Raw genomic sequence first — 23,779 nt, forward strand, 5'->3', positions numbered from 1 at the left:
TTTGATGATCACAGGCCAAACCTCGCGAATGCGGCGCGTTCTTCGATACTGCCAACCGCGTCACCAGCCATTTGCGCACCAAAGCGCGACAACATCGATTTGCGTTGACCATAGTGCCGGAACCGCACCTTATCGCCAAACCGCTGCTTCATCACTGGCGCAAGATGCCCGATCCCATCGACAAGGCCTTCATCAACCCCCCTTTGGCCGATATAGACCTCGCCCGTGAACAAATCGGGGTTGTCCGACAGTTTCGACCCTCGACGCGCCTTTACATAGGCGATGAATGTCGCGTGCAGATCATCCAGCCAACTTTTTAGTTTCTTCACGTCAGCGGGTTTTTCAGGCTTAAACGGGTCCATCATTGACTTGGATTTCCCGGCCGTGTGCACCCGGCGTTCCACCCCGTAATTCGCAATCGCCTCATGCGCGCCAAAACCTGCGCTGATCACCCCGATTGAGCCTGTCATCGAACATGTATCAACGAAAACCTCATCCGCCGCACAAGCCAGCCAATAGCCACCGGATGCCGCGACGTCTTCGACAAATGCGAATACCGGGGTTTTCTTTTCATCCGCCAGCCGCCTGATACGCGCTGCGATCAGCGACGATTGCACTGGCGACCCACCGGGGCAGTTAATCTCAAGCGCGACGGCAGCAGGTTTGCCTTTGCGAAAGGCTTTTTCGATCACCGGGGCCAAGCTTGGGTTATCCAGCCCGCGACCACTATTACTGATGGCGCCTTGTAGCCGGACCACGGCAACAAAGGGCGGGGATTTTATAAAAGGGATATAGCGTTTCATTGTATGACCTTAGGCTGATTGGGGATTTTCACAAAGCTTATTGACGAATGCGCCAACCCGTGCGGAAAATCCAACCAATCACGGCAAGACACCCACTGGTGAACAAAGCAATCGCTGCGAGCGAAATACCGATACTGACATCGGCTGTGCCAAAGAACGCCCAGCGGAAACCAGAGATCAGATAGACAACCGGATTGAACATCGCGATAGTCTGCCAAATACCCGGCAACATCGAGATCGAATAGAACGATCCCCCCAGAAACACGAGCGGCGTGATGACCAGCAGCGGGATCAATTGCAGCTGTTCAAAGTTTCCAGCCCAAATTCCGATGATAAACCCCAACAGTGCAAAGCTTAGACAGGTCATGACCAGAAATGCGATCATCGCCATAGGATGGGCGATGTGTAGGTCAACAAAGAAAAACGCCGTGATCAAGATGATCACCCCGATGAACATCGCCTTGGTTGCAGCGGCCCCAACGTAGCCCAGCACAATTTCAAAGAAATTCACCGGTGCTGATAAAAGTTCATAAATCGTGCCTGTGAATTTGGGGAAATATATCCCAAAGCTCGCGTTCGCGGTGGCCTGTGTCATCACTGACAACATGATCAACCCCGGCACGATGAACGCGCCATAACTAATCCCTTCGACCTGGTCGATCCGGCTACCAATGGCGGCGCCGAATACGATGAAATATAATGAAGTCGAAATGACAGGCGAAATCAAACTTTGCATGATCGTGCGAAAGAATCGCTTCATCTCTGCGCGGTAAATCGTCTGGACTGCGTAAATGTTCATGTCGTTTCCTTTACGAGCCCGACAAAGATATCTTCGAGACTGCTTTGCTTGGTTTGAAGGTCGGTCATAACCAGCCCAGCGGCGGCCAGATCATTGAGCAACGTGGTGATCCCGGTGCGTTCGCCTGTGGTGTCATAAGTATATGTCAGGCTGATCCCATCTTCGGATCGTTCCAGCGCATAGGCTGACAGTGCGTCAGGGATTTCAGCCACCGGGTCCTTGATCGCGATTTGCAGCTGCTTTTGTCCCATCTGGGCCATGAGATCAGACTTATCTTGCACCAATAGAATTTCACCGCCATTGATAACACCGACACGGTCGGCGATGGCTTCGGCCTCTTCTATATAATGTGTGGTCAGAATGATCGTGACGCCGTCAGCCTTTAGGCCTGCTACGATATCCCACATATCTTTGCGCAGTTCGACATCAACACCAGCGGTGGGTTCATCCAAAAATAGCACACGTGGTTCATGGGACAGCGCCTTGGCGATCAGAACCCGGCGTTTCATGCCACCCGAAAGCGCCATAATCTTGCTGTCCTTTTTGTCGCCAAGTGACAGCTGTTCCAGAATGCGGTTGATATAGGCGTCATTGCGCGGCTTCCCAAAAAGCCCACGCGAAAAGCTGACCGAATTGAAAACTGTTTCAAAGGGTTCTAGGTTGATCTCTTGTGGGACAAGTCCGATCAAATCGCGGGTCGCACGGTAATCGGTCATCGTATCGAACCCACCGACGGTGACCGTACCCGCCGTCGGGACAGTAATACCACATACTGTCGAGATCAGCGTGGTTTTGCCCGCCCCATTCGGGCCAAGAAGTGCAAGGATTTCACCCTGTTCAATTTCAAGGTTCACGCCTTTTAGCGCCGTGAACCCGCCCGGATAGGCTTTGCGCAAATTTTGGATGGAAATGATGGAAGACATGAAGCGCCCTTTATTGGATTCATGGAACTTAACGTGAACGCGTGCAAAGAGAAAGGCCGAGCAGGGTTTGGCGCTCAGCAAGGTGTTGTCGCTAGGTAGTCATGATCTTCGCGACATCAAGCATCCGACATGAAAAACCCCATTCATTGTCATACCAGCCAAATACGCGGACCAACCCACCTGCTGTCACGCGGGTTTCGGGCAGTGACACGATCAGACTTTCAGGGCGCGCGCGTAAATCAGATGACACCAGCGGTTTGTCGGTGTGCCCAATTACCCCCGTCTGGGACCGCAGGCGATCATGCACATCTTCAAGCGACACTTGTTTATCCAGCGTCACGGTCAAATCCACCGCGGACACCGATGCCACAGGCACGCGGACGGCAGCCGCCTCAATCCGGCCAGCAATGTCAGGCAGCACTTCGTTCAGCAATCGCTGCGCCGACGTCGTTGTGGGCACCATCGATAACCCGGCCGCCCGGCTGCGCAACATGTCTCCGCGTGGGGCATCAATGGTTGGCTGGCTGCCAGTGTAGCAATGGATCGTCGTCATCCAACCCGTTTGCAGGCCCCAAGTATCATCCAATAGCCGCACCAAAGGCGCAAGCGCATTGGTCGTGCAAGATGCGTTTGACACGATTTTCTGATCCGCCAGCAGATAGTCGTTTGCGCCCAGCACCATGGTCAATTCCGCCGCACCTGACGGCCCTGAGATCAAAACACGGCCCGCGCCCGCTTGCAGACCGCGGTTCGCATTCTCTGGACTGTCTGCTTTGCCAGTGCACTCTAGCAGAATATCCACATCAAAAAGATCCAAGTTGCTGACGTCATCCGTGCGATGCAGGGGAATCGACCGACCGTCCAGCACCAAGGCGCCACTCACAAATTCGGCTTGACCCGGATAGGGGCCAAAGACACTGTCATACGCAAACAAATGCGCGCAAAGATCTCCCGCCGCGATATCATTGATGCCAACGATCTCAAGGTCAGACCATTTTTCAGTGGCCCAAGCACGCAACAACGTGCGGCCAATTCGTCCAAATCCATTGATAAAAATACGTGCCATCTAACTGCCCCCGGAATGGTGGTGTGATCGTGCACCGTCGCGAATTTGGCGGCAAGAGAGATTCTTAATTGAAGTCGCTTGGCACCCAAGTCCTTGTTAACCAAGATTCAGTGGGTGATTCTCGTAAATACAGCAAAGACATGCGGCAAAGTGACGTTTCGCGGCATCACATTGATAGAAATTCATCACACCTCGAAAGAAATAGATTAATTATTTGGCCACGCCCTAGCGTTCGGCATATTTCTAGACGAAAAGCACTAATCATCAGTGAAAGCAGATAGTATTAGGCGGAAACCCGCTGAGACTAGAACTGCATTTGGCGACAATCTGAGGAATTTCCGAGGATTAAGAATCGATAAACGACAGGTTAGCGTCACTTTTTGGCCTAATTTGAATGAGAAAGACGAGATGAGCCAACGGGATTTCCGTTTGGGCAGTGAAGTTTAAGAGCTGGAAGTAAGATGGCGAAGGCGCAAGAGACAGAAACCATGGACGAAAAAGACAGCTTTGTGGACGAGCTAAAGCCGGGCACAAAGCTGATGCACGGCCAATACACGATCGAAAGCTTCCTAAACGCTGGTGGCTTTGGGATCACGTATCTCGCAAAGGATAGTCTTGATCGTAAGATCGTGATTAAAGAATGTTTCCCTGGCGCGTTCTGCCGCCGGAGCCGTTATGTTGTGCAGGCCCGTTCGCGCGCCCACCAAAACGAATTGAAATCTATCGTTCGCCTTTTCGTCCAAGAGGCCCGTAGCCTAGCAAAGCTGGACCACCCGAATATCGTCGGTGTGCACCAAGTCTTTGAAGACAACGACACCGCCTATATGGCGCTTGACTTCGTTGAGGGCCGCGACCTGCTGGATACGATTGAGGATTCCAATAGCAATCTTACACCAGCACAAATCAAGGTGATCTTGAAAGAAGTGCTGAGCGCTGTGGGCTTTATCCACGAGCAAGGCATTTTGCACCGCGATATCTCGCCAGACAATATCTTGATCAACCAGACATTCCACCCTGTCTTGATCGACTTTGGTGCGGCGCGCGAAGAAGCCACAAAGCAAAGCCGCGTTTTATCTGCATTGCGCGTGGTCAAAGACGGCTACTCGCCACAAGAATTCTATATCGCGGGATCCGAGCAGAGCCCAAGCAGTGACCTTTATGCTTTGGCCGCGACTTTCTATCACCTGATCAACAACGATGTCCCACCAAATAGCCAAGCGCGGCTTGCCGCAATCGCTTCTGGTGACACCGATCCATATGTGAAGCTGGCCGGTCGGTTCCCCGACTACGAAGACAGTTTCCTTGGAGCACTGGACCAAGCGCTGGCCGTTTTGCCGAAAGACCGCATTCAGTCCGCTGAAGACTGGCTGCAGATCATCGACGGCAAACAAGGCAATGTGACACCGCTTAACGCAGCCGCAACCGCAGCACCCGTTGCTGAAGCCGCACCTGCAGCAAAATCCAAGCTGCCTATTTTGCTTGGTTCTGCGGCTGTTGTCGCGATCCTCGCAGGGGTTGGTGTTATGACCATGACAGGTGGCGATGACGCCCCTGTGCCAGAACAAGAAACCGCCGTTGCAACACCAGACCCTGTCGTGGAAACCCCCGCCCCCGTGGTCGAAGCAGCGCCTGAAGTCGAAACGCCTGCGCCTGAAGTTGTTGATGCGCCCCCAGAGGTCACACCGCCAGTTACAGAGACTGTGCCAGAACCGGCACCCGTTGTCGTCGAAGATGAGCCCGCAGTTGTCGCGCCTGTTATCGTCGACGGTCCCGTTATCGTTGATACACCTGTTCTGCGCCCGGCAGCACGTCCAGAAAGCGTTGAACTTGCCGCACAACCAGAGCCGCTTCCAGAGCCAGTTGCAACACCGCAACCAACGGCGACAGACCCCGAAGCCAGCACCGAATTCGCAGAGCAAACGGGCACACGCCCTGTTGGCGAAAGCGAGATCGCAGATGTCGCGCTTCCAGATACACCCGAAGCAGTCGACACTATTGGTGCCGGTTTGGATGGTGCAATTGACGCTGTTGTACCTGGCAACGAATTGCAGCCGAGCTATGTGAGTTCCGAATGGACAGTTGGTCTGCCGTTTGGCGCTACAGACGATACATCAAACGTAATCTCCCAAGTCGGCCTTATTTCTCCTCTCTGGGTCGAACCAGGTTTAGAAATCACCAGCGTCAATGGCGTTGAAGTAGATGCCATCGCGGGCATTCCAGCTGCGCTGCGCGCCTCGATGGACGGTCAAGAGGTTCCTGGCACGATCAGCGCAACCTTTGGAACCATCAATGCCGATGGTGTCGCCGCAGAACATGATTGGAACCTTCCCGTATCGCAAGAGTTGGTCTTGTCCAACGGGGTAAGTTTTAAGTCTGTCTTCGCTGATGATGCGTGGCGCACTACGGTAGCAGACATGCCAACCGACCTTGCTGGCGGCTTACAAGCTGGCGATGTTGTGGTCTCTTATATCCCAACTGCTGAGACCCTTACTGAACGTGAAACACTCACAAATATCTTTAACCGAGAGCTAGAAAGCGACGTCGAACAATTCATGTTTGCAGTCCAACGCGATGGCAGCATGTGGGTTGCCTCGCTTATCTATACTGGCCCTGAAGACTAATATTGGAAGGTAGATGAAATGAAATTTCTTCGTAATCTCATTGGCAAAAAGCGGCGCGATGACACCTCCCGCCGCCCTGCTGGCGTCGATCCGCTTGAGCAATCATACCAAGACACCGTAGGATCCATCGGCGCGGGGGAAGCTGTTGAACCAGCAGTGACAGACATCCTGTCTTCGGTAAATACCAAGGTTGCAGCACCTAAGGCCGAAGCAACAAATATTTGGGATGTTGAAGACGACAGCGCGTCAAATGCCCTGCCCGAAACGGCACCCGATTTGCCTACGCCAGCACCGGTCGAAGCATCCGCAGCCGCATCGCGCTCACCAGCGCGTGCCCGCCGGACCAAAACACGCCTGATTGGCTTTGAAAAATCAGATGGTGATGTTGTTGGCATTTTTGATGACGCACCAACACCTGAGGCGCCAAAGGCAGTCCCAGCGTTGCGCGCGAAATTTCCAGTGGGTTGGGTTGTGATCGCTTCCGGTCCTGGTCGCGGCGAGTGTTTTTCGCTATCGCCTGGCATGTCCCAAATTGGGCGTGGCGACGACCAAGCTGTGAAACTTGATTTTGGAGATAACTCCATTTCGCGTAGCAACCATGCCGCAATCGTGTTTGATGAAGAAACCAGCGAGTTCATTCTTGGGCATGGCGGAAAATCAAACATTGTTCGCTTGAACGATAAACCACTTATTAGTAACGAAACGCTTAATTCCGGCGATGTTATTCGCCTGGGTGAAACTGTGCTTCGCTTTGTTAGCCTGTGTGACAAGACATTCAACTGGACTGACGGCGCATCTGGGGAGGATGAAGATGTGGCGATCGCCTGAACCACGCTTTGACGTCGCATCTGCGATCGTCCAAGGCGGCCGTGATTACCAAGAGGACGCAATTGTTAGTGATTTCCCATTTGGGGCGGACACTGGCGTTGTCGTTCTGGCTGATGGTATGGGCGGCCATGCTGCTGGCGACGTCGCCAGTAAAATCGTAGTGACCGAAGTTTTTAGTGAGCTTAAGTTTCAAAGCGCCAATTTCACCGATTTTGAAAGTGAAATCCCGCAGTATTTGACATCTGCTGCCGTGAACGCAAACAACGTTGTGCGTAATCACGTAAAAGCGAACCCTGACACACGCGGCATGGGTGCGACGCTCGTCTCTTTGGTTCTGATCGAAAACCGGATGTTCTGGATGTCGATCGGGGATTCGCCGCTTTATCACATGCGCGCGGGCAAGATTAAGCAGCTCAACGAAGACCATTCGATGGCACCACAGATCGATTTTATGGTGCAATCGGGTCTTTTGGATGCGGAAGCTGGCAAAAACCACCCGGATCGCAATTGCTTGACCTCGGTCATCCTTGGCGACCGTGTGGCAAAGTCTGATTGCCCCAAGAAGCCGTTCGAACTTCAGGTTGGGGATATTGTTGTCGTCTCAAGCGATGGACTCCAATATCTTGAAGAGGCGCATATTCAGAAGATTTTGCACCGCTATCGCCGCCGAAAAAGCGCCGAGATTGCGGGCTACCTTTTGGAAGCCATCGAAACCCTGGCTGACCCAGATCAAGACAACGTGTCATTCGCGGTTATCAAGCTGAACCACAACAAGCCGGTCATCCGCGCGATCCGTGCGAAACCGGTTGGTCACATTGAAACCCACGCGTCCTCTATTACCCGCGTCGTTACCGAAGCGCCTAAGGCAGATCCGGAAAATGCGGAACCTGAGGTAGAGGATTCAGCGCCAGAGAGCCTCACGGACCCTGCCCCTGTAGAGGCGGCGAAGGAACCCAAAGACTCAAAACCGGTCATCAAAGAGGTGAAGCCAATCGCGAAACTTGATGATACAAGCACACAGGAGGTTGAAGAGGCTGCGCCTCAGGCTAAACTAGCCGCCGGAGGCAAATAATGTCGAATCAATCTCTCGCGATACGCGTACACGAAGAATTAAAGCAGGCCGTCACTAGCGGCCTGCTACCTGACGCCGCCCATAAGCGCGCAATGCAGCTTGCTGGCCGCCTTGATCAACCCGTGCGCATTGCGCTCTTGGGAATGGAGGGCGCCGGAAAATCGCGGATACTTAACCTGCTTGTCGGCAGCAAGGTCATTCCCGAAAGCGTCAATTTGCCAACTGTTCAGTTGACGCATGGCGACACGACCCAAGCCATCTGCACGCTAGACGACGGCACCAAGAAGACGCTCGACCATTTTGGCGAAAAAACGACGTTTGAAACGGTCGATATTTTGAAAATTATCGCGACTAAGCCAACTTTCGTTGAGCTGCGAATCCCTCTACCCGCGTTGAAGAAGATTTCGGTGCTGGATGTCGCATCGACCAATGAACCTGAAGCGCTCAGTGCGGCTTGCCAATGGGCCGCCAAGCGTTGTGACGTCGCAATGTGGTGCACAAAAGGGTACGTCCCCGCGGAACAGGCGATTTGGGCGCAAATGCCTGATCTGATCAAAGATCACGCATTTTTGATGCTCACCCATGCGGATCAAATTGCCGCAGCAGGCAAGTTGGACATTGCAATCGCGGCCGTGCGCAAAGCCGCTAGCGATGAGTTTAACCACGTATTGCCCATTGCAACGCTTGACGCGCTTGCCTCTCGCGGGGTCGATGGAACCGTCGACAAAGAAAAAATGCGCAGTAGCGGCGGAACGGCGCTTATTGGTGCAGTACTTAAACAGGTCGATCAAGGGCGGCAGGCTTTTGTCGATCTGGGCGACATTTTGTTGCATCAAAACGCCGATGCTCTAGCAGGAAATGAAAAAGTTGTTCTAAATCAACAAGATGAATACGGCTCACCAACAGACTTGGGCACAAGCCACACTGTTGAGCTCTCAGTCGTGCATAGCGCAACTGTTTCACTAGGGGAAACAAAAGAATCAGCCGCAGTTGTAAGACTTCAGCCAGAAACGCGTAGCGCCTATGGAACTGCGCTTGCCTATATCGCTGAACAAAGCCAAGCAATTTCTCAGGTCATGGCAAATGCAGACGATGGCACACCCGCCGAAATCATCGCGCGCGCTTCTGAGAACGTGCAGTGGATTTGCGATTACCTGAATGAGAATGGTGACGATTCTGACCAAGCACTTATACGCGCACGGGATACGGCGTTTGACGCTGCGGACCTCGTGCAGCTCATGCAGATGGAAAAAAATGACGGTGCCGCGGTCGAAGCGCTAAGCCTATTGTTGCAAATCAAGCACGAGTTACAGGCCGATTTAGCAGCGTAACGTCGCGCAACACTTGTCAAAGTGTTAATATAAGTGCCTTATCCAGCCTGCACTACTCTGTTTCCATTATCGCAATAAACCAGTGATAACCTCGTGATTTGGCGAAGAGGGTATCAACTGATATGGGTGGTGGCCAAGACGACTATTGAGGACAAACGAGAATGAAGATGGAAGAGCTGACAAAAGGGGATGGTTACAAAGTCCCGGCAGCGCACCACCCTTTCATGCGACTTGGGCTAGAAAAACTCGAAGAGTTTCATGACGAAATTGTTGACCTAGAGGCGACGCTGGCAGACGTTGTCAAACTGGGCGGACCTGACGCTGAAAAGAAATCAACACGGCTTATCAAGCAGTTACGCGCGTTTGAGCCAAGCATCACGATGATTGGTCAGATCAAATCCGGTAAAACATCACTGGTGAACGCCATGGTTGGCCGCCCTAATTTGCTACCCGCTGATGTGAACCCGTGGACGTCCGTTGTCACCTCTTTGCACCTGAATACTCCGCTCGCCAATGATGCACCAACTGCGTCATTCCAGTTTTTTAGCCAAGGCGAATGGGATCATTTGGTCGAAAACGGCGGCCGAATCGGTGAGCTATCAAGCCGCGCCGGCGCGGATGAAGAGCTTGAAAAGGTCCGCGAACAAATCACTGAGATGCGCGACAAGACCAAAGCCCGCCTTGGGCGGAAGTTCGAATTGCTGCTTGGTCAAAAGCACAGCTATGCCGATCTGACCGATGACCTTGTCCAGCGCTATGTCTGCATGGGCGACGATTTCGAAGATATGGACGAAGAAGACCAGCAAGGTCGGTTCGCGGACATCACGAAATCCGCTGATCTGTATCTTGAAGCGAAATCGATTCCAATGCCGCTGTGTGTCCGCGACACCCCCGGCGTGAACGATACATTTATGATGCGTGAACAAATCACCATCAACGCGCTACGTGAAAGCCGGATTTGTGTTGTCGTGCTGTCTGCGCACCAAGCGCTAAGTTCAATGGACATGGGGCTGATCCGCCTCATCGCAAACGTAAAATCCCGCGAAGTGATCATTTTCGTGAACCGGATTGACGAATTGTCGAATCCCGCCGAACAGGTTCCCGAAATTCGCGACAGCATTTTGCAAACACTCAAAGACAATAATGGCCCCGAAAACCCAGAACTGATTTTCGGCAGTGCTTATTGGGCGAACATTGCCTTGGGCGAAACGCTTGATGACATCGTCGCCGAAAGTGCCGAAGCCATGTTCAACTGGGCCGAGGCTTCGCTTAGCGCGGAAACTGCTGGCATGGAGATCAACGAACTGGTCTGGCATCTGTCGGGTGTGCCCCAGCTATATCGCGCCCTGTCCGACCGTATTGCCGAAGGGCCCGGTGCCGAAATCCTTGCAGCCTCGCGCAAACGGGCACTGAACCTTGTTGGCGGTGTGCGCGCTTCCTCTGCCATGGTTTCAATGCGTCTTGATGGCGATTCCTTTGATGTCATGCCACACGATCAGCTCGTCGCGCATTTGGACAAGCTTGAAGCCGACAATCAAAAATTTCTCAACGACCGGATGGATATTGTGTTCCAGCAATTTTCATCCCGGATCGACCAATCGCACAAACGGTTCTTGGACCGTGCGCTTGAATCGCTGCTTCAGCATCTAGAAAAAAAAGGTGAACAAGAGGTTTGGCAGTATAGCCCTGATGGGCTGCGGATGCTTTTGCGCACCAGCTATCAAGTTATGCGCCGCAACGTGTCGTCCACCTGCGATCAGGTCTTTGCGGCCGCCTCAGCTGATTTGGCTGAAACTTATCGCAATGCCTTTGGTGTTGCGGTCGATAACTTTTCGATCACACCGCCAGCCGCGCCTGAAATTCCGGCCCCTGTGCAGCTAGGCCAGACCATCGCACTAGATCTGCAAACGTCATGGTGGAAAGGCTGGTGGAGCCGTCGCAAAGGGTATCGCGCATTTGCCAGTGGGTTCTACGACCTGATCGAAGCAGAAACAGCCCCAATTGTTGATGAACTCAAGGTCCGTCAAGCCGAAGAAATCCGTGATTTGGCAGAGGCCGAGCTTCGTGATTTTCTTTCGGAACAGCGTGGCTTCCTCACAGATATCAGCGAGAAATCGAACCTGAACCAAGATGATCTTAAAGATATCTTTGGTATTACGGCGCAGCAAGAACGCGAAGAAATCTTTGATTACATTTTTGAAGAATTGAGCGATAGCACGGCTGAACCAACCGGGGGGGACGCCTGATGACCGAGCAAACGCCAAAACGCAAACCGCGCATCGCCCTGATGGGCGAATTTTCGGCGGGTAAAAGCACCTTGTCGAACCTCTTGATGGGCGCGCGCCCCCTGCCTGAAAAGGTCACCGCGACCCGGCTATCGCCAGTTTGGATGACCTATGGTGATGGCGCTCCCTACCGCGTTGATGTGGATGGCAGCACTGAGCCTGTGTCGCTTGATCATCTCGAAGGGATCCCTGTCGAGGAAACCATGTGCATTCGGCTGGAACTGGAATGTGATATTTTAGACGCCTGTGATTTGATCGACTTTCCCGGCATTTCCGATCCGAACATGTCGTCTGACGTGTGGGAACGCATGTTGCCCGAAGTGGACGCTGTCATTTGGCTCACGCATGCCACCCAGGCATGGCGGCAATCTGAAGCCTCTGTTTGGGATGCGATGCCGGAAGCTGTACGCGCGAACTCGATTCTGCTGATCACACGTTTTGACAAGTTGACGACAGAAAAAGACCGCCTGCGCGTGTTTAAACGTGTCCGCCGTGAAACCGCCGGACAATTTGCCGCAACATTCCCAATCTCGCTTTTGCAAGCGCTGCAGGCGGGTGAGGATTTTGATCTTTGGGATGCCAGCGGCGCCGGTCCATTCGTAGAGCATCTTATTCAAACTATCGATACGCTTAGCAAGCTTGCTGCCCGGTCCGAACAGCCGCTTTATAACATTCCTGATGGAACGGCAGTCCCGGAACTAAAGGTAGCGGCCGTGATACCGCGCCGCGTCGATCGCCCGTTGAATAAGGACGCGCCCAAACGTGAACGCCCCAAAGCTGCGCCCGCAGGGACGGGCCCGGCAGTACCGGGCGCTGCGACTTCTTAATAGGTTAACGTGTTTAGGATAGGCTTTCACACGGCGTGCAGATGTCGTAGTCAGCTTGATAGAAACATAAATTCAACGGACCAGCATTCATGGTTGTCGACGATCTAGACGCACTGCAAGAAAAATTCGCGGTCTGTGACACAATCGCATTTGCCGATTTGTCGACTCAGATGATTCTTGTGACAAACTCAGCGACGTCATTGCCGCGCGAAGGGTTAGATAACCTTTGCGCTGAAGCGGCGCTGACGATGGGGACTAAGCGGCGGCAGTTTTTGGGTACAGAACCCAGCTCTAGCGCTGTTGTCGCAAGTCGCGGACAAGTGCGCCTATTCTTGCGCGCCAAAGCTGAACCCAATGATATCTTGTGCTGCGTCAGCGCAGACGAACTGGATATCAACGCATTTCTAGCCGAAGCCCAGCCGCTTCTTGAAAAGCTGAGCACTGGCGGATGATTATGCAAAACCTCCTAACGAACAAAGGCCGCAACCGTGAGTGACACATCGATAATCACCAACAAGTTGGCCGCGCTTTTGTCCGACGATGATGTCTACGTAGCAGGCGCCCGTGTCATCGTGCAGGGTGGATCCCCCGCGCCTTTGGCTGCCGTACTGACCGAAATTGACGCGACCGTTTTGGAGCGCACATTGGTGTTCAGCATCGATGATGTGAATGTTAGTATGATCGTCGCGGGTCGCCGTTTGCGCGGATTTACAGATGTTTCTGGGAACCTCCCCGAAGCGGCGAACGTGATCGGCAAAGTGTTGTCACGCGATGATGCAGAAACACTGCAAGCAGCTGGCGACCTGATGCTGTTACTTTGCGCCTCTGCAAACCGCGTGACGGTACGCAGCCTGCCAGCAACCCCATTTGGGACCGGTGCAGATGCAGGATTGTCCGCCAGCGGGCTTGCGACCCTATGGCACATTAACCTTGACGATAAACCTGCTGCATTCATTGAACGTTACCTGTCTGCAAACGCTGCAGATTTAAGCGCATATATCTATGTATCAAATGGCGACGTGGTTAAGACCGTTGGCGATGTCGCCACGCTTGACGCGCTCTGGAGCACGCAGGTCACCGAATTTCGCAAACGTCACCGCGCCCTTCTTCCTAAGCAAGATGGACCACGTCTGACCTGTCTCGATGAACCGATGGGTGAAGGCAGCACAGTTGCGATCGCCATTGACGGCAATGATGTTGGGCTGTTTAGCTACAAACGCAGCCAAATGCCCCGGCTTGTGTCCGCATGGACCGCATCTCTGGGCTGATTAAATTTCAGCCACTCAACCTATAGAAAATCCCGTTTAACGTCCCCCATATGGATGGGCGCTTTTGACTAGTCTGTGATGCCACATAGGCAATACAGAAGTTGCTCAATTTTCAGGCTGGTGCAGGAATTATGATGAATAATATGGCAGTCACCTAAAAAAGCAGCACGTGTACCTACTGTCACGGGGACTCTAGCGTCATCACATCATACTCACATGACGTCGGTAATAAGACATTAATCGTCGCACTGTGGGTCTTCCTGGCAGAAATCCCCCACCGCGCGACTACAACAACATTGTTGTGGATGCCGTGTAGCATTTGGCCTTGGCTATGTGAACGGCAGACCACAATAACGAAACGGGGAATTTGTTTCGATGACATATAAAAAGACACTTGGTGCATCTGCTCTGGCCGCATTGCTGGCCAGCACATCCATTGCCGCCGCAGATTGCGACGAGCCAATCAAAGTTGGCGTTCTACACTCACTGTCCGGCTCTATGGCCATTTCTGAAACCACGCTTAAAGATGCGATGCTGATGCTGATCGAACAGCAAAACGCCGCCGGCGGCCTACTTGGCTGTGAAATCGAAGCTGTCGTCGTTGACCCAGCATCTGATTGGCCACTATTTGCAGAAAAAGCACGCGAACTGCTGACAGTATCAGAGGTTGACGTTATCTTTGGTAACTGGACATCAGTTTCACGTAAATCCGTACTTCCTGTGATCGAAGAGCTGAACGGCTTGCTGTTCTACCCAGTACAATACGAAGGCGAAGAATCATCACGCAACGTGTTCTACACTGGTGCGGCTCCGAACCAACAAGCGATCCCAGCGACAGACTACTTCCTCGAAGAGCTTGGCGTCGAAAAATTCGCGCTGTTGGGCACTGACTATGTCTACCCACGGACAACCAACAACATTCTAGAAGCTTACCTGATCGACAACGGCATCGCCGAAGAAGATATCTTCGTGAACTACACACCCTTTGGTCACTCTGACTGGGCCACAATCGTTGCAGATGTTGTCGCATTGGGCGAAGACGGCAAGCAGGTCGGCGTTATCTCTACTATTAACGGCGACGCAAACATCGGTTTCTATAAAGAACTAGCCGCTGCTAGCGTTTCTGCTGACGACATCCCCGTTGTTGCATTCTCAGTTGGTGAAGAAGAGCTATCTGGCTTGGACACATCCAACCTTGTTGGCCACCTGGCTGCTTGGAACTACTTCCAATCTGCTGAAGGCGACGCAAACACTGGCTTCATCGAGGCATGGAAAGCGTTCGCAGGCGAAGAGCGTGTGACAAACGACCCAATGGAAGCCCACTATATCGGTTTCAATATGTGGGTGAACGCAGTTGAGGCCGCAGGCACAACTGACGTCGATGCGGTACGTGACGCAATGTACGGCCAAGAGTTCCCGAACCTGACAGGCGGTACAGCGGTTATGTTGCCAAACCACCACTTGGCAAAACCAGTGCTAATCGGCGAAATTCAAGCTGACGGTCAGTTCGACATCATCAGCCAAACAGCCGAAGTACCGGGCGATGCATGGACAGACTTCCTGCCAGAATCAGCCGTGCTTAAGTCAGATTGGCAAGAACTTGGTTGCGGCATGTACAATGTTGAAACTGAAAGCTGCGTTCAGCTGACTTCGAACTACTAAACCAATCTATCAGGCGCGGGATCGTTTCCGCGCCTGACCTTTATCTAAAATCCGAAAGCCCCCCATGACCCGCGTCTTAATTATGCTCGCCATGCTGTTGGGGTTTTCACCCGCCGCGCAGGCCCAAGATCTTCAAAACCTACTGCAAACACACGCCGAAGAGGTCGCAAGCCCAGGTCGCCGCACTGTCGGCGTTGTACTGGATGATTTGGCAGGCTCGGGTATTCCCCAAGTTGCGACATTTCTCGAACAGTGGCAGGAAAAGAATGTATGGCAGGGCCCCGAAGGTCTGTTCTTTATCGCCACCGAAGATGGTGACACGCTTTCCCTGACAGACATCGATAACGGCACGCAATCTTCCGCCCCCGCCGTAGGTTTCACGCAACTTAAGCCGAATGGCGGTGTTCGCCGCGTGATTGGCACCGCGCTTGTGCAATTTCAGTTGATGGACCCCGATCTGACACGCCGCACCACCGCCGTTGCGTCCATCGCCCGCCGACCAGAGGCGAGCCAGCTTGCCCCGTTGCTTGGGTCAATCGAGGGCGAAAGCGACGCCGCACTTAAGGCCCGCAAAATTCAACTGGCAAATTTCCTTTCTGCAAGCTTTGCGGACGATCCTGCAGACCGCATTTCCGCAATCACGAGCCTGTCTACCGACGTCAGCGTGGAAGCACGCGCCGTCCTTAACCAAATCCTTACCACAAGCACCGGTGTGGCCGCACAGCTTCCCTCTGATGCAAATATCGCCCATGTGCTGACACCCGGCGCTGAGATATCGCTTGATGCCGCCTATGCGCTGCTGATCGACGATGGTCTTGCGACTCCGATCACCACAGCCGAAGAAATCAAATCAGCCCTTGCCGCCAATATCGTTGATGGGCGTGTCGGGGATGTGCCGGTGGTCCAACTGAACACCACGGATAATCGCGCCCGCGCCTATGCCCAGCTTGCCCAAGCAGGCACCGTTCCGGCGCTTGTGACCGCCACTAACCGCGATGCTACCTTGGCGGGTTATGTTTTTTTCGAAACCTATGACGAAGATAACGCCACCATCACAACTGCCGCAAAAACCGCGCTGGCATCTGTTGAAACCCGCGTCGCCGTGGGCCAAGCCGCCGATTTAACCTTGGATGCGCTATCGCTTGCATCGATCTACTTTCTGGCGGCAATTGGGCTGGCGATCACATTTGGGGTCATGGGCGTGATCAACATGGCGCATGGCGAATTCATTATGATGGGCGCCTATACTGGCTACGTCGTGCAATTGTTCGTCCCTAGCTACACCGCGTCGATCATCATCGCGCTGCCGCTGGCCTTTGCTGTCACGTTCGGGGCCGGGGTCGCGATGGAACGGTTGGTGATCCGTCACCTTTACCATCGTCCGCTTGAAACGCTTCTGGCGACATTCGGCATTTCGATTGCACTGCAACAACTGGCCAAGAACATTTTCGGGACACAAGCGCGTCCGCTCACATCACCCGCATGGCTCGACGGCGCGCTGGTGTTCAACGATGTCGTGCAAATCAGCTATATCCGCATCGCGATTTTCGTGCTTGCCGTGATATTCTTGTTCCTGATCCTCTTCGTCCTCAAACGCACCCGGCTTGGGCTTGAGGTCCGCGCGGTCACCCAAAACCCCGGTATGGCCGCATCGATGGGGATCAACCCCGACCGGATCAACATGCTGACCTTTGGGCTTGGCTCTGGGATCGCGGGGATCGCAGGTGTTGCGATCGGGCTTTATGCCAAGGTCACGTCAGAAATGGGTGCCGATTATATCGTGCAATCCTTCATGACCGTGGTTGTGGGCGGGGTTGGTAATGTCTGGGGCACGCTTGCGGGCGCGTCTCTGATTGGTTTCCTGCAAAAAGGGATCGAATGGTTAAACCCGTCGAACACGCTCGCGGCGCAGACCTATATGATCCTCTTCATCATTCTCTTTATTCAGTTCCGGCCCAAAGGCATTGTCGCCCTCAAAGGCCGGGCGGCCGCGGATTAATCCAATGACAAACAGTTTTCTTATGCGCAACCCATCGACACTTTGGTTCTTGCTCGGGCTCAGCTTGTTCACCATCGTCGTCACTGCACTGTCCGATGCGGGCGTCGGTGTAATGTCGACTTCTTTTGTCAAGACATTGGGCAAGACACTGTGTCTGTGCCTGATTGCTGTCGCGATGGACGTGGTTTGGGGATATTGCGGCATCCTCAGCCTTGGGCATTTCGCCTTTTTCGGGATCGGCGGCTACGCTGTTGGCATGTGGCTGATGTATGCGCGCACCGAAGGCATCGTGCTCGATAGTTTCGCGTCACAGACGATCCCGCCAACGCCGCAAGAAGTGACAGATGCCATTGGCAACCAAATCTTTGGCGTTGTCGGTAGCTCTGAATTTCCGATGATTTGGGCGTTTTCCGACAGCTTGATCTTGCAACTGTTACTCGTCGTTCTGGTGCCCGGCGTGCTCGCGCTCCTATTTGGCTGGCTGGCGTTCCGCAGCCGGGTCACAGGTGTTTACTTGTCGATCCTAACCCAAGCGATGACCCTCGCGCTTGCGCTTTATCTGTTTCAAAATGACAGCGGGCTGCGCGGCAATAACGGGCTGTCGGGCTTGCAAAACATTCCGGGCTTTGAAGACACACCGCAATCCACAATTTCGCTCGCATTCTTTTATGCCTCGGCGCTGGCTGTTGGATTGGGCTACGTGCTGTTTGCGTGGATCACATCGGGCAAAATGGGCAGCGTAATCAAAGCGATCCGCGATAATGAATCGCGCGTGCGTTTCTTGGGTTACCATGTCGAAAGCTACAAACTGTTCGTCTTTACAATTACAGCCGTTGTCGCAGCCATCGCAGGCGCACTTTATTACCCGCAGGCGGGCATTATTAACCCTGCAGAAATCGCGCCCATTGCGTCGATTTATCTCGCGGTTTGGGTGGCCATCGGTGGACGCGGCCGCCTGTACGGCGCGGTGATTGGGGCGGCATTTGTGTCGCTACTGTCTAGCTGGTTCACAGGCGGCGGCGCCCCTGCGATCCCGCTTGGGTTCTACACCATCCAGTGGACCGACTGGTGGCTTGTTTTGCTTGGCCTCTCATTCGTTGCGGTCACACTTTACGCACCCAAAGGCATCGGCGGGCTGTTTGATTATCTGGTAAGGAAACCATCATGAGCACCCTTCTCGAAGTCGATGGCGTCTCTGTCAGCTTTGATGGCTTTCGCGCGATCAATAATCTATCCATTCAAATCGGCGAGCCTGAATTGCGCGCGGTCATCGGCCCCAATGGGGCTGGCAAAACCACGTTTATGGACATCATCACGGGCAAAACCAAACCCGACGAAGGCCGCATTACATGGGGGGATCGGAACATTTCCCTTCTTGGCATGTCGGAAAGCGAAATCGCAATGGAAGGCATCGGTCGCAAGTTCCAGAAACCCACCGTATTCGAAGACCAGACCGTGCGTGAAAATCTTGCCATGGCACTGCGCAATCCACGCGGGCCGTTTGCAGTGCTTTTCTACAAAAAGACGCGCGAAGGTGCCGCAAGGATCGAAGAAATCGCTGATGAAATCGGCCTGTCCGATAGTCTTACCCGCAAGTCAGGCGAACTTAGCCACGGGCAAAAACAATGGCTCGAGATTGGGATGCTGCTGGCGCAAGATCCGCGACTGTTGCTCGTTGATGAACCCGCTGCGGGCATGACCACAGCAGAACGCGAATTGACAACTGATCTGCTGAAACGCGCGGCCGAAACACGCGCCGTTGTCGTTGTCGAGCATGACATGGAATTCGTGCGCCGCCTCGATTGCAAGGTCACCGTGCTGCACGAAGGCTCTGTCTTGGCCGAAGGATCATTGGACCACGTCACCGCCGACCAAACAGTGATCGACGTATATTTGGGGCGTTCATAATGCTTAATGTTCAAGACCTAACCCTGCACTATGGTCAAAGCCAAATTCTCAACGGGATTACGCTCAATGCGCCGGTGGGGGAAGTGACCGCCGTGATGGGTACCAATGGCGTTGGCAAAACCAGCCTGCTAAAGGCCATTTCTGGACGCCACCCCTATACGAACGGCACCTTAGCTGTGGGTGATCAGACATTAAGCCACCCGTCCGCCTTTGCAGCGGCACGTGCGGGCATTGCCTATGTTCCACAAGGCCGCGAAATTTTTCCGCTGATGTCGGTGCTCGAAAACCTCGAAACTGCCTTCGCTTGCCTCCCCAAAGAAGACCGCCACATCCCAGACGAGATTTTCCAACTTTTTCCAGTCTTGTTAGATATGAAAGCCCGTCGCGGCGGCGACCTATCCGGCGGGCAACAGCAACAGTTGGCCATCGCCCGCGCCCTGATCACACGGCCAAAGATTTTGCTGCTGGATGAACCGACCGAAGGCATTCAGCCCAATATCATTCAACAAATTGGCCGCACAATCGATCTGCTGCGCGAACAAGGCAACATGGCTATCGTATTGGTCGAACAAAACTTCGACTTCGCCTACGGGCTCGCGGACCGGTTTGTTGTCATGACACGTGGAGAGGTCAAACGCCGCGCAGATAAGGCAGACGTCACGCCCGCGCAGATGCTCGAAGAATTGGCACTTTAGGCTTCGGTCACGTTGTATCGGCTGACATTTTTCGCAGGTCCGAAAATTAGTCGTTTTATTGATGTATTTCATCATTCAGTGGCTTCAATTTGTCGGGCAACGTGTTGTATTTACGCGGTAACAAACCTGACGAAATGACAACCCGATTCCTCCCAAATCCTAAGAGAGATAGCTATGAAAACTGGACAAAAAGTTCCAAACGTCACGTTCAAAACACGCGTGCGCGACGAATCTATTGGCGGTGACAATCCATTCCGCTGGCAAGACAAGACATCGGATGACTACTTTGCAGGGAAACGCGTTGTGCTTTTCTCGCTCCCTGGTGCATTCACACCAACATGTTCCACATTTCAACTTCCCGGATTTGAAAAAGGCATGGCGGAATTCAAAGCCCACGACATCGACGCAATCTATTGCATGTCCGTGAACGATAGCTTTGTCATGAACAAATGGGCGCAGTCGCAAAATCTTGAAAATGTGCAAGTCATCCCGGACGGCTCTGGTGAATTTACGCGCCGCATGGGGATGCTCGTGAACAAAGATAACCTAGGTTTTGGTGCGCGGTCTTGGCGCTATGCAGCCATCGTAAATGATGGTGTTATCGAGGCGTGGTTCGAAGAGCCCGGCATCTGCGACAACCACGCAGAAGACCCATATGGCGTGTCTTCCCCAGAAACACTGCTTAAGCACCTCGCAGCGTAGTTAAAGAAAGATAAGCGCAATCAAGTCCTTGGTTGCGCTTGCTACTTTGGTTCACGCGAATCTAGTATAAACAAAAAGGCCCCCCGCATCGCTGCGAGGGGCCTTTTCTATTCTATCTGACGGGCCTACAGGCCAGTCGAGACGTCAATTGTGTTACCTTCTTCTAGGGTAACATATGCTTTTTTCACATCTTTACGGGCACCAAGTGAGCCGCGGAAGCGCTTCACTTTACCTTTGGTGATCGATGTGTTGACCGCTTTGACCTTCACACCAAACAGGGCTTCTACAGCTTGTTTGATCTGTGGTTTGTTCGATTCAATCGCCACTTCGAAAACAACCGCATTGGCTTCAGAAGCCATTGTTGCTTTTTCCGTGATGATCGGCTTGCGGATCACGTCGTAGTGTTCTGCTTTGGCGTTCATGACAAACGAGCCTCCAGTGCTTCAACACCTGCTTTGGTCAGGACAAGCGTGTCTGACTTCAGGATGTCGTAAACGTTCGCGCCTTGCGACGGCAGAACGTTCAATGTTGAAATGTTCGCAGCTGCTTTTTTGAAGTCAGCGCTGACTTCGGCGCCATCGATGATCAGCGCACGTTTCCAACCCAACGCACCAACCTGTTTGGCCAGCGCAGATGTTTTGGTGTCTGTGACGTTGATGTCGTCGATGATGACCAGCTCGCCTGCAGCCACTTTCGCGGACAGTGCGTGCTTAAGACCCAGCTTGCGGAACTTCTTTGTCAGCTCATGTGCGTGGCTACGTGGGGTTGGCCCCTTGTAAACACCACCAGACCGGAAGATCGGTGCACCACGGGACCCGTGACGTGCGCCACCAGTACCTTTTTGGCGATAGATCTTCTTGGTTGAGTAAGACACTTCAGAACGACCAAGCACATCGTGTGTACCTGCCATTGCTTTGTTACGCTGCCAGCGCACAACGCGGTGCAAGATGTCCTTGCGTGGCTCAAGACCAAAGATCTCGTCGTTCAGTTCGACGGAACCAGCTTTTTTGCCGTCCAATTTGATTGCATCAGCCTTCATTGTTTTCGCCTCCCTCAACTGGAGCATCGGTTTGATCAGCAGCTTTCGCAGCAGAACGCAGAGCAGCCGGGTAAACAACACCTTCAGGAGCCGCTTTTTTGACCGCATCCTTAACAGTCACCCAACCACCTTTGGAGCCAGGAACAGCGCCTTTGACCATGATGATACCACGGTCAGCGTCTGTCTTGATAACTTGCAGGTTCTGAGTGGTGACTTTCGCCGCACCCATGTGACCAGCCATTTTCTTGCCTTTGAAAACCTTACCGGGATCCTGACATTGACCAGTTGAACCGTGCGAACGGTGTGAGATCGAAACACCGTGTGTCGCACGCAAACCACCAAAGTTGTGGCGCTTCATCGCACCAGCAAAACCTTTACCGATAGAAGTACCGCATACGTCAACGTATTGGCCTTCAAGGTAGTGATCAGCGGTGATTTCTTCACCAACAGCGATCAGGTTTTCTTCGGTCACGCGGAACTCAGCAACTTTGCGCTTTGGTTCTACTTTTGCTGCGGCAAAGTGACCGCGCATCGCTTGCGATGTGCGCTTTGCTTTGGCTGCACCGGCACCCAGCTGAACAGCTGTGTAACCGTTGCTGTCAGCAGTACGCTGCGCAACAACTTGCAAGTTTTCGAGAGAAAGAACAGTCACAGGAACCTGCTTGCCGTCTTCCATGAAAAGCCGGGTCATGCCGACTTTCTTTGCGATAAGTCCAGTACGGAGCATATGTTCTACCCCTTATACTGAAATCTGAACGTCAACACCGGCGGCCAGATCGAGCTTCATCAGCGCGTCTACGGTCTGTGGTGTTGGGTCGATGATATCGAGAAGACGCTTGTGCGTACGGATCTCGAACTGATCGCGGGATTTCTTGTCAACGTGTGGACCACGCAAAACAGTGAACTTTTCGATCTTGTTTGGAAGTGGGATCGGACCACGCACAGATGCGCCAGTGCGCTTTGCTGTGCTAACGATTTCTTGCGTGCTTGCATCAAGCACCCGGAAATCAAACGCCTTAAGGCGGATGCGGATGTTTTGGCTGTTCGCCATATTCATCACCCCTAGATTAGGGCCTAGATCGGAGAGGAAGACGCGCGCTCATCGCGCACCTTCATCGCGTCTTTTATCCAACTTAAAAAGGGCACGCAGCGCGCACCCTAATTGGATTTGGGTTCTATAGGGGGAGTCGGGCGGTGTGGCAAGAGAAAGAATTCAACCCATTTTGCGATGAATGAGAAAACGCTGGTACATCGGCTACCACTGTGTCTGATGGGTACATTCGCTTAGGTCCAATATTAGAATGTAAACTCCGCCTTGGTGCAATCAAACCCTGTCGTAGTCACTTCATCATCATCGATCATACCTAGCAGTGTGTCGCTTGTAGGGCCGCATACATCGAATATAAAATCAAAAGAGCATTGTTGCTCCAAAATTCTCATCAAACCGTCTTCGTGCTTACGTGAGGGGTCATAGGGATTCTCCAAGCTTCCCACGAATGCAGGCTGGTTGAACCAAGTTAGTGCGACTAGATAGGTGCCCCCAAGGTCGTCGCCACGAAAGGCATCCCTGCCTCCAACTATCGTTAAAAGGGACTCTCCCGTTAAGTGCTGTTCAAGGTCACCAGCGACTAATCGATCTATGCTTAGAGTAATCTGGGAATCGCTCTGACCGTATGCCCGTTGAGTTTGCATAGTTCCAACAACTACGGCGTCAGCCGTGAAAACGTTGTCCAGATCTAGGGGAACAAACCCCACGCAGGCCACGGCTTGCATAGGAAGCATAGACATCACAGCAATCAAGGCACGTATAGACACGAACGAACTCCGCCTTAAGGATACACCCAATGTATATAGACGGCGCTCGACAGAACAACAAACGCATGTTGTTAGGAGCCACTCTTTTGCCGTGACAACGCTGATGTTAAACAACCAAAAGGCCGCCCGATTTCTG

At 53.1% G+C, this 23,779-nt stretch carries 23 protein-coding genes; 14 read left to right on the top strand and 9 right to left on the bottom strand.

What is annotated here, in order from left to right:
* Positions 1–8: 8 nt before the first annotated feature.
* The 4 genes from DS901_RS11095 to DS901_RS11110 form a co-directional block, all read right to left on the bottom strand.
* Positions 9–803 (bottom strand): S49 family peptidase, encoded by a 795-nt coding sequence (locus DS901_RS11095; RefSeq protein ID WP_113776995.1) that lies wholly within the window; start codon positions 801–803, stop codon positions 9–11.
* A gap of 37 nt (positions 804–840) precedes the next feature.
* Entirely contained in the window at positions 841–1,602 is a 762-nt protein-coding gene (locus DS901_RS11100) for an ABC transporter permease (protein ID WP_113776996.1), read from the bottom strand.
* A complete protein-coding gene (locus tag DS901_RS11105) occupies positions 1,599–2,525 on the bottom strand; it encodes an ABC transporter ATP-binding protein (RefSeq protein WP_113776997.1) in 927 nt (308 codons plus the stop codon). The genes DS901_RS11100 and DS901_RS11105 overlap by 4 nt, the downstream gene beginning before the upstream one ends.
* A gap of 91 nt (positions 2,526–2,616) precedes the next feature.
* Positions 2,617–3,591, bottom strand: coding sequence for a type I glyceraldehyde-3-phosphate dehydrogenase (locus tag DS901_RS11110; RefSeq protein WP_113776998.1), 975 nt, complete (start codon positions 3,589–3,591; stop codon positions 2,617–2,619).
* Positions 3,592–4,052: 461 nt separating this feature from the next.
* On the opposite strand from DS901_RS11110, the gene DS901_RS11115 reads away from it, so the two are divergent.
* From DS901_RS11115 to DS901_RS11180, 14 genes are all read left to right on the top strand, one after another.
* Positions 4,053–6,212: a serine/threonine protein kinase gene (locus tag DS901_RS11115; RefSeq protein WP_113776999.1), complete on the top strand. Its 2,160-nt coding sequence runs from the start codon at positions 4,053–4,055 to the stop codon at positions 6,210–6,212.
* 18 nt (positions 6,213–6,230) lie between these two features.
* Positions 6,231–7,040 carry an FHA domain-containing protein gene (locus tag DS901_RS11120; protein WP_113777000.1) on the top strand — a complete coding sequence of 270 codons (810 nt, stop codon included), beginning with the start codon at positions 6,231–6,233 and terminating at the stop codon, positions 7,038–7,040.
* Positions 7,024–8,112: a PP2C family protein-serine/threonine phosphatase gene (locus DS901_RS11125; RefSeq protein WP_113777001.1), complete on the top strand. Its 1,089-nt coding sequence runs from the start codon at positions 7,024–7,026 to the stop codon at positions 8,110–8,112. Before DS901_RS11120 ends, DS901_RS11125 begins: the two co-directional genes overlap by 17 nt.
* Positions 8,112–9,443 carry a hypothetical protein gene (locus tag DS901_RS11130; RefSeq protein ID WP_113777002.1) on the top strand — a complete coding sequence of 444 codons (1,332 nt, stop codon included), beginning with the start codon at positions 8,112–8,114 and terminating at the stop codon, positions 9,441–9,443. The genes DS901_RS11125 and DS901_RS11130 overlap by 1 nt, the downstream gene beginning before the upstream one ends.
* 161 nt (positions 9,444–9,604) lie before the next feature.
* Positions 9,605–11,689: a dynamin family protein gene (locus tag DS901_RS11135; RefSeq protein WP_113777003.1), complete on the top strand. Its 2,085-nt coding sequence runs from the start codon at positions 9,605–9,607 to the stop codon at positions 11,687–11,689.
* Complete coding sequence (locus DS901_RS11140) at positions 11,689–12,555, top strand: dynamin family protein (RefSeq protein WP_113777004.1); 867 nt, start codon at positions 11,689–11,691, stop codon at positions 12,553–12,555. Before DS901_RS11135 ends, DS901_RS11140 begins: the two co-directional genes overlap by 1 nt.
* Before the next feature lie 89 nt (positions 12,556–12,644).
* A complete protein-coding gene (locus tag DS901_RS11145; protein ID WP_113777005.1) occupies positions 12,645–13,007 on the top strand; it encodes a hypothetical protein in 363 nt (120 codons plus the stop codon).
* A 36-nt stretch (positions 13,008–13,043) separates the two neighbouring features.
* Positions 13,044–13,823: a hypothetical protein gene (locus tag DS901_RS11150; protein WP_113777006.1), complete on the top strand. Its 780-nt coding sequence runs from the start codon at positions 13,044–13,046 to the stop codon at positions 13,821–13,823.
* Positions 13,824–14,198: 375 nt separating this feature from the next.
* Positions 14,199–15,485, top strand: a complete 1,287-nt coding sequence (gene urtA / locus DS901_RS11155) for an urea ABC transporter substrate-binding protein (protein WP_113777007.1) — start codon at positions 14,199–14,201, stop codon at positions 15,483–15,485.
* 64 nt (positions 15,486–15,549) lie between these two features.
* Complete coding sequence (urtB, locus tag DS901_RS11160; protein WP_113777008.1) at positions 15,550–17,484, top strand: urea ABC transporter permease subunit UrtB; 1,935 nt, start codon at positions 15,550–15,552, stop codon at positions 17,482–17,484.
* Positions 17,485–17,488: 4 nt separating this feature from the next.
* A complete protein-coding gene (gene urtC, locus DS901_RS11165) occupies positions 17,489–18,652 on the top strand; it encodes an urea ABC transporter permease subunit UrtC (RefSeq protein WP_113777009.1) in 1,164 nt (387 codons plus the stop codon).
* On the top strand, positions 18,649–19,392 hold the full coding sequence (gene urtD / locus DS901_RS11170) for an urea ABC transporter ATP-binding protein UrtD (protein ID WP_113777010.1): 744 nt from the start codon (positions 18,649–18,651) through the stop codon (positions 19,390–19,392). The genes urtC and urtD overlap by 4 nt, the downstream gene beginning before the upstream one ends.
* Positions 19,392–20,087, top strand: a complete 696-nt coding sequence (gene urtE / locus DS901_RS11175) for an urea ABC transporter ATP-binding subunit UrtE (RefSeq protein ID WP_113777011.1) — start codon at positions 19,392–19,394, stop codon at positions 20,085–20,087. Before urtD ends, urtE begins: the two co-directional genes overlap by 1 nt.
* A gap of 174 nt (positions 20,088–20,261) precedes the next feature.
* Complete coding sequence (locus DS901_RS11180) at positions 20,262–20,789, top strand: peroxiredoxin (protein ID WP_113777012.1); 528 nt, start codon at positions 20,262–20,264, stop codon at positions 20,787–20,789.
* Positions 20,790–20,914: 125 nt separating this feature from the next.
* Here the strand turns inward: DS901_RS11180 and DS901_RS11185 are convergent, their stop codons facing one another.
* The 5 genes from DS901_RS11185 to DS901_RS11205 form a co-directional block, all read right to left on the bottom strand.
* Positions 20,915–21,211, bottom strand: a complete 297-nt coding sequence (locus tag DS901_RS11185; RefSeq protein ID WP_113777013.1) for a 50S ribosomal protein L23 — start codon at positions 21,209–21,211, stop codon at positions 20,915–20,917.
* Positions 21,208–21,828 carry a 50S ribosomal protein L4 gene (rplD, locus tag DS901_RS11190; protein WP_113777014.1) on the bottom strand — a complete coding sequence of 207 codons (621 nt, stop codon included), beginning with the start codon at positions 21,826–21,828 and terminating at the stop codon, positions 21,208–21,210. The genes DS901_RS11185 and rplD overlap by 4 nt, the downstream gene beginning before the upstream one ends.
* Positions 21,818–22,555, bottom strand: a complete 738-nt coding sequence (rplC, locus tag DS901_RS11195; protein ID WP_113777015.1) for a 50S ribosomal protein L3 — start codon at positions 22,553–22,555, stop codon at positions 21,818–21,820. Before rplC ends, rplD begins: the two co-directional genes overlap by 11 nt.
* Positions 22,556–22,567: 12 nt before the next feature.
* A complete protein-coding gene (gene rpsJ / locus DS901_RS11200) occupies positions 22,568–22,879 on the bottom strand; it encodes a 30S ribosomal protein S10 (protein ID WP_106746178.1) in 312 nt (103 codons plus the stop codon).
* Between the two features lie 245 nt (positions 22,880–23,124).
* On the bottom strand, positions 23,125–23,779 hold a 655-nt coding region (locus tag DS901_RS11205), incomplete at its 5' end, for a hypothetical protein (RefSeq protein WP_220150231.1).

The sequence above is a fragment of the Loktanella sp. D2R18 genome (assembly GCF_003318235.1).
In the GTDB taxonomy this organism is placed as follows: domain Bacteria; phylum Pseudomonadota; class Alphaproteobacteria; order Rhodobacterales; family Rhodobacteraceae; genus Yoonia.

Bases quoted from the DNA above. Each gene is read 5' to 3' on its own strand.
- DS901_RS11095 (WP_113776995.1), bottom strand. From the start codon at position 803: ATGAAACGCTATATCCCTTTTATAAAATCCCCGCCCTTTGTTGCCGTG.
- DS901_RS11100 (WP_113776996.1), bottom strand. From the start codon at position 1,602: ATGAACATTTACGCAGTCCAGACGATTTACCGCGCAGAGATGAAGCGA.
- DS901_RS11105 (WP_113776997.1), bottom strand. From the start codon at position 2,525: ATGTCTTCCATCATTTCCATCCAAAATTTGCGCAAAGCCTATCCGGGC.
- DS901_RS11110 (WP_113776998.1), bottom strand. From the start codon at position 3,591: ATGGCACGTATTTTTATCAATGGATTTGGACGAATTGGCCGCACGTTG.
- DS901_RS11115 (WP_113776999.1), top strand. From the start codon at position 4,053: ATGGCGAAGGCGCAAGAGACAGAAACCATGGACGAAAAAGACAGCTTT.
- DS901_RS11120 (WP_113777000.1), top strand. From the start codon at position 6,231: ATGAAATTTCTTCGTAATCTCATTGGCAAAAAGCGGCGCGATGACACC.
- DS901_RS11125 (WP_113777001.1), top strand. From the start codon at position 7,024: ATGTGGCGATCGCCTGAACCACGCTTTGACGTCGCATCTGCGATCGTC.
- DS901_RS11130 (WP_113777002.1), top strand. From the start codon at position 8,112: ATGTCGAATCAATCTCTCGCGATACGCGTACACGAAGAATTAAAGCAG.
- DS901_RS11135 (WP_113777003.1), top strand. From the start codon at position 9,605: ATGAAGATGGAAGAGCTGACAAAAGGGGATGGTTACAAAGTCCCGGCA.
- DS901_RS11140 (WP_113777004.1), top strand. From the start codon at position 11,689: ATGACCGAGCAAACGCCAAAACGCAAACCGCGCATCGCCCTGATGGGC.
- DS901_RS11145 (WP_113777005.1), top strand. From the start codon at position 12,645: ATGGTTGTCGACGATCTAGACGCACTGCAAGAAAAATTCGCGGTCTGT.
- urtA (WP_113777007.1), top strand. From the start codon at position 14,199: ATGACATATAAAAAGACACTTGGTGCATCTGCTCTGGCCGCATTGCTG.
- urtB (WP_113777008.1), top strand. From the start codon at position 15,550: ATGACCCGCGTCTTAATTATGCTCGCCATGCTGTTGGGGTTTTCACCC.
- urtC (WP_113777009.1), top strand. From the start codon at position 17,489: ATGACAAACAGTTTTCTTATGCGCAACCCATCGACACTTTGGTTCTTG.
- urtD (WP_113777010.1), top strand. From the start codon at position 18,649: ATGAGCACCCTTCTCGAAGTCGATGGCGTCTCTGTCAGCTTTGATGGC.
- urtE (WP_113777011.1), top strand. From the start codon at position 19,392: ATGCTTAATGTTCAAGACCTAACCCTGCACTATGGTCAAAGCCAAATT.
- DS901_RS11180 (WP_113777012.1), top strand. From the start codon at position 20,262: ATGAAAACTGGACAAAAAGTTCCAAACGTCACGTTCAAAACACGCGTG.
- DS901_RS11185 (WP_113777013.1), bottom strand. From the start codon at position 21,211: ATGAACGCCAAAGCAGAACACTACGACGTGATCCGCAAGCCGATCATC.
- rplD (WP_113777014.1), bottom strand. From the start codon at position 21,828: ATGAAGGCTGATGCAATCAAATTGGACGGCAAAAAAGCTGGTTCCGTC.
- rplC (WP_113777015.1), bottom strand. From the start codon at position 22,555: ATGCTCCGTACTGGACTTATCGCAAAGAAAGTCGGCATGACCCGGCTT.
- rpsJ (WP_106746178.1), bottom strand. From the start codon at position 22,879: ATGGCGAACAGCCAAAACATCCGCATCCGCCTTAAGGCGTTTGATTTC.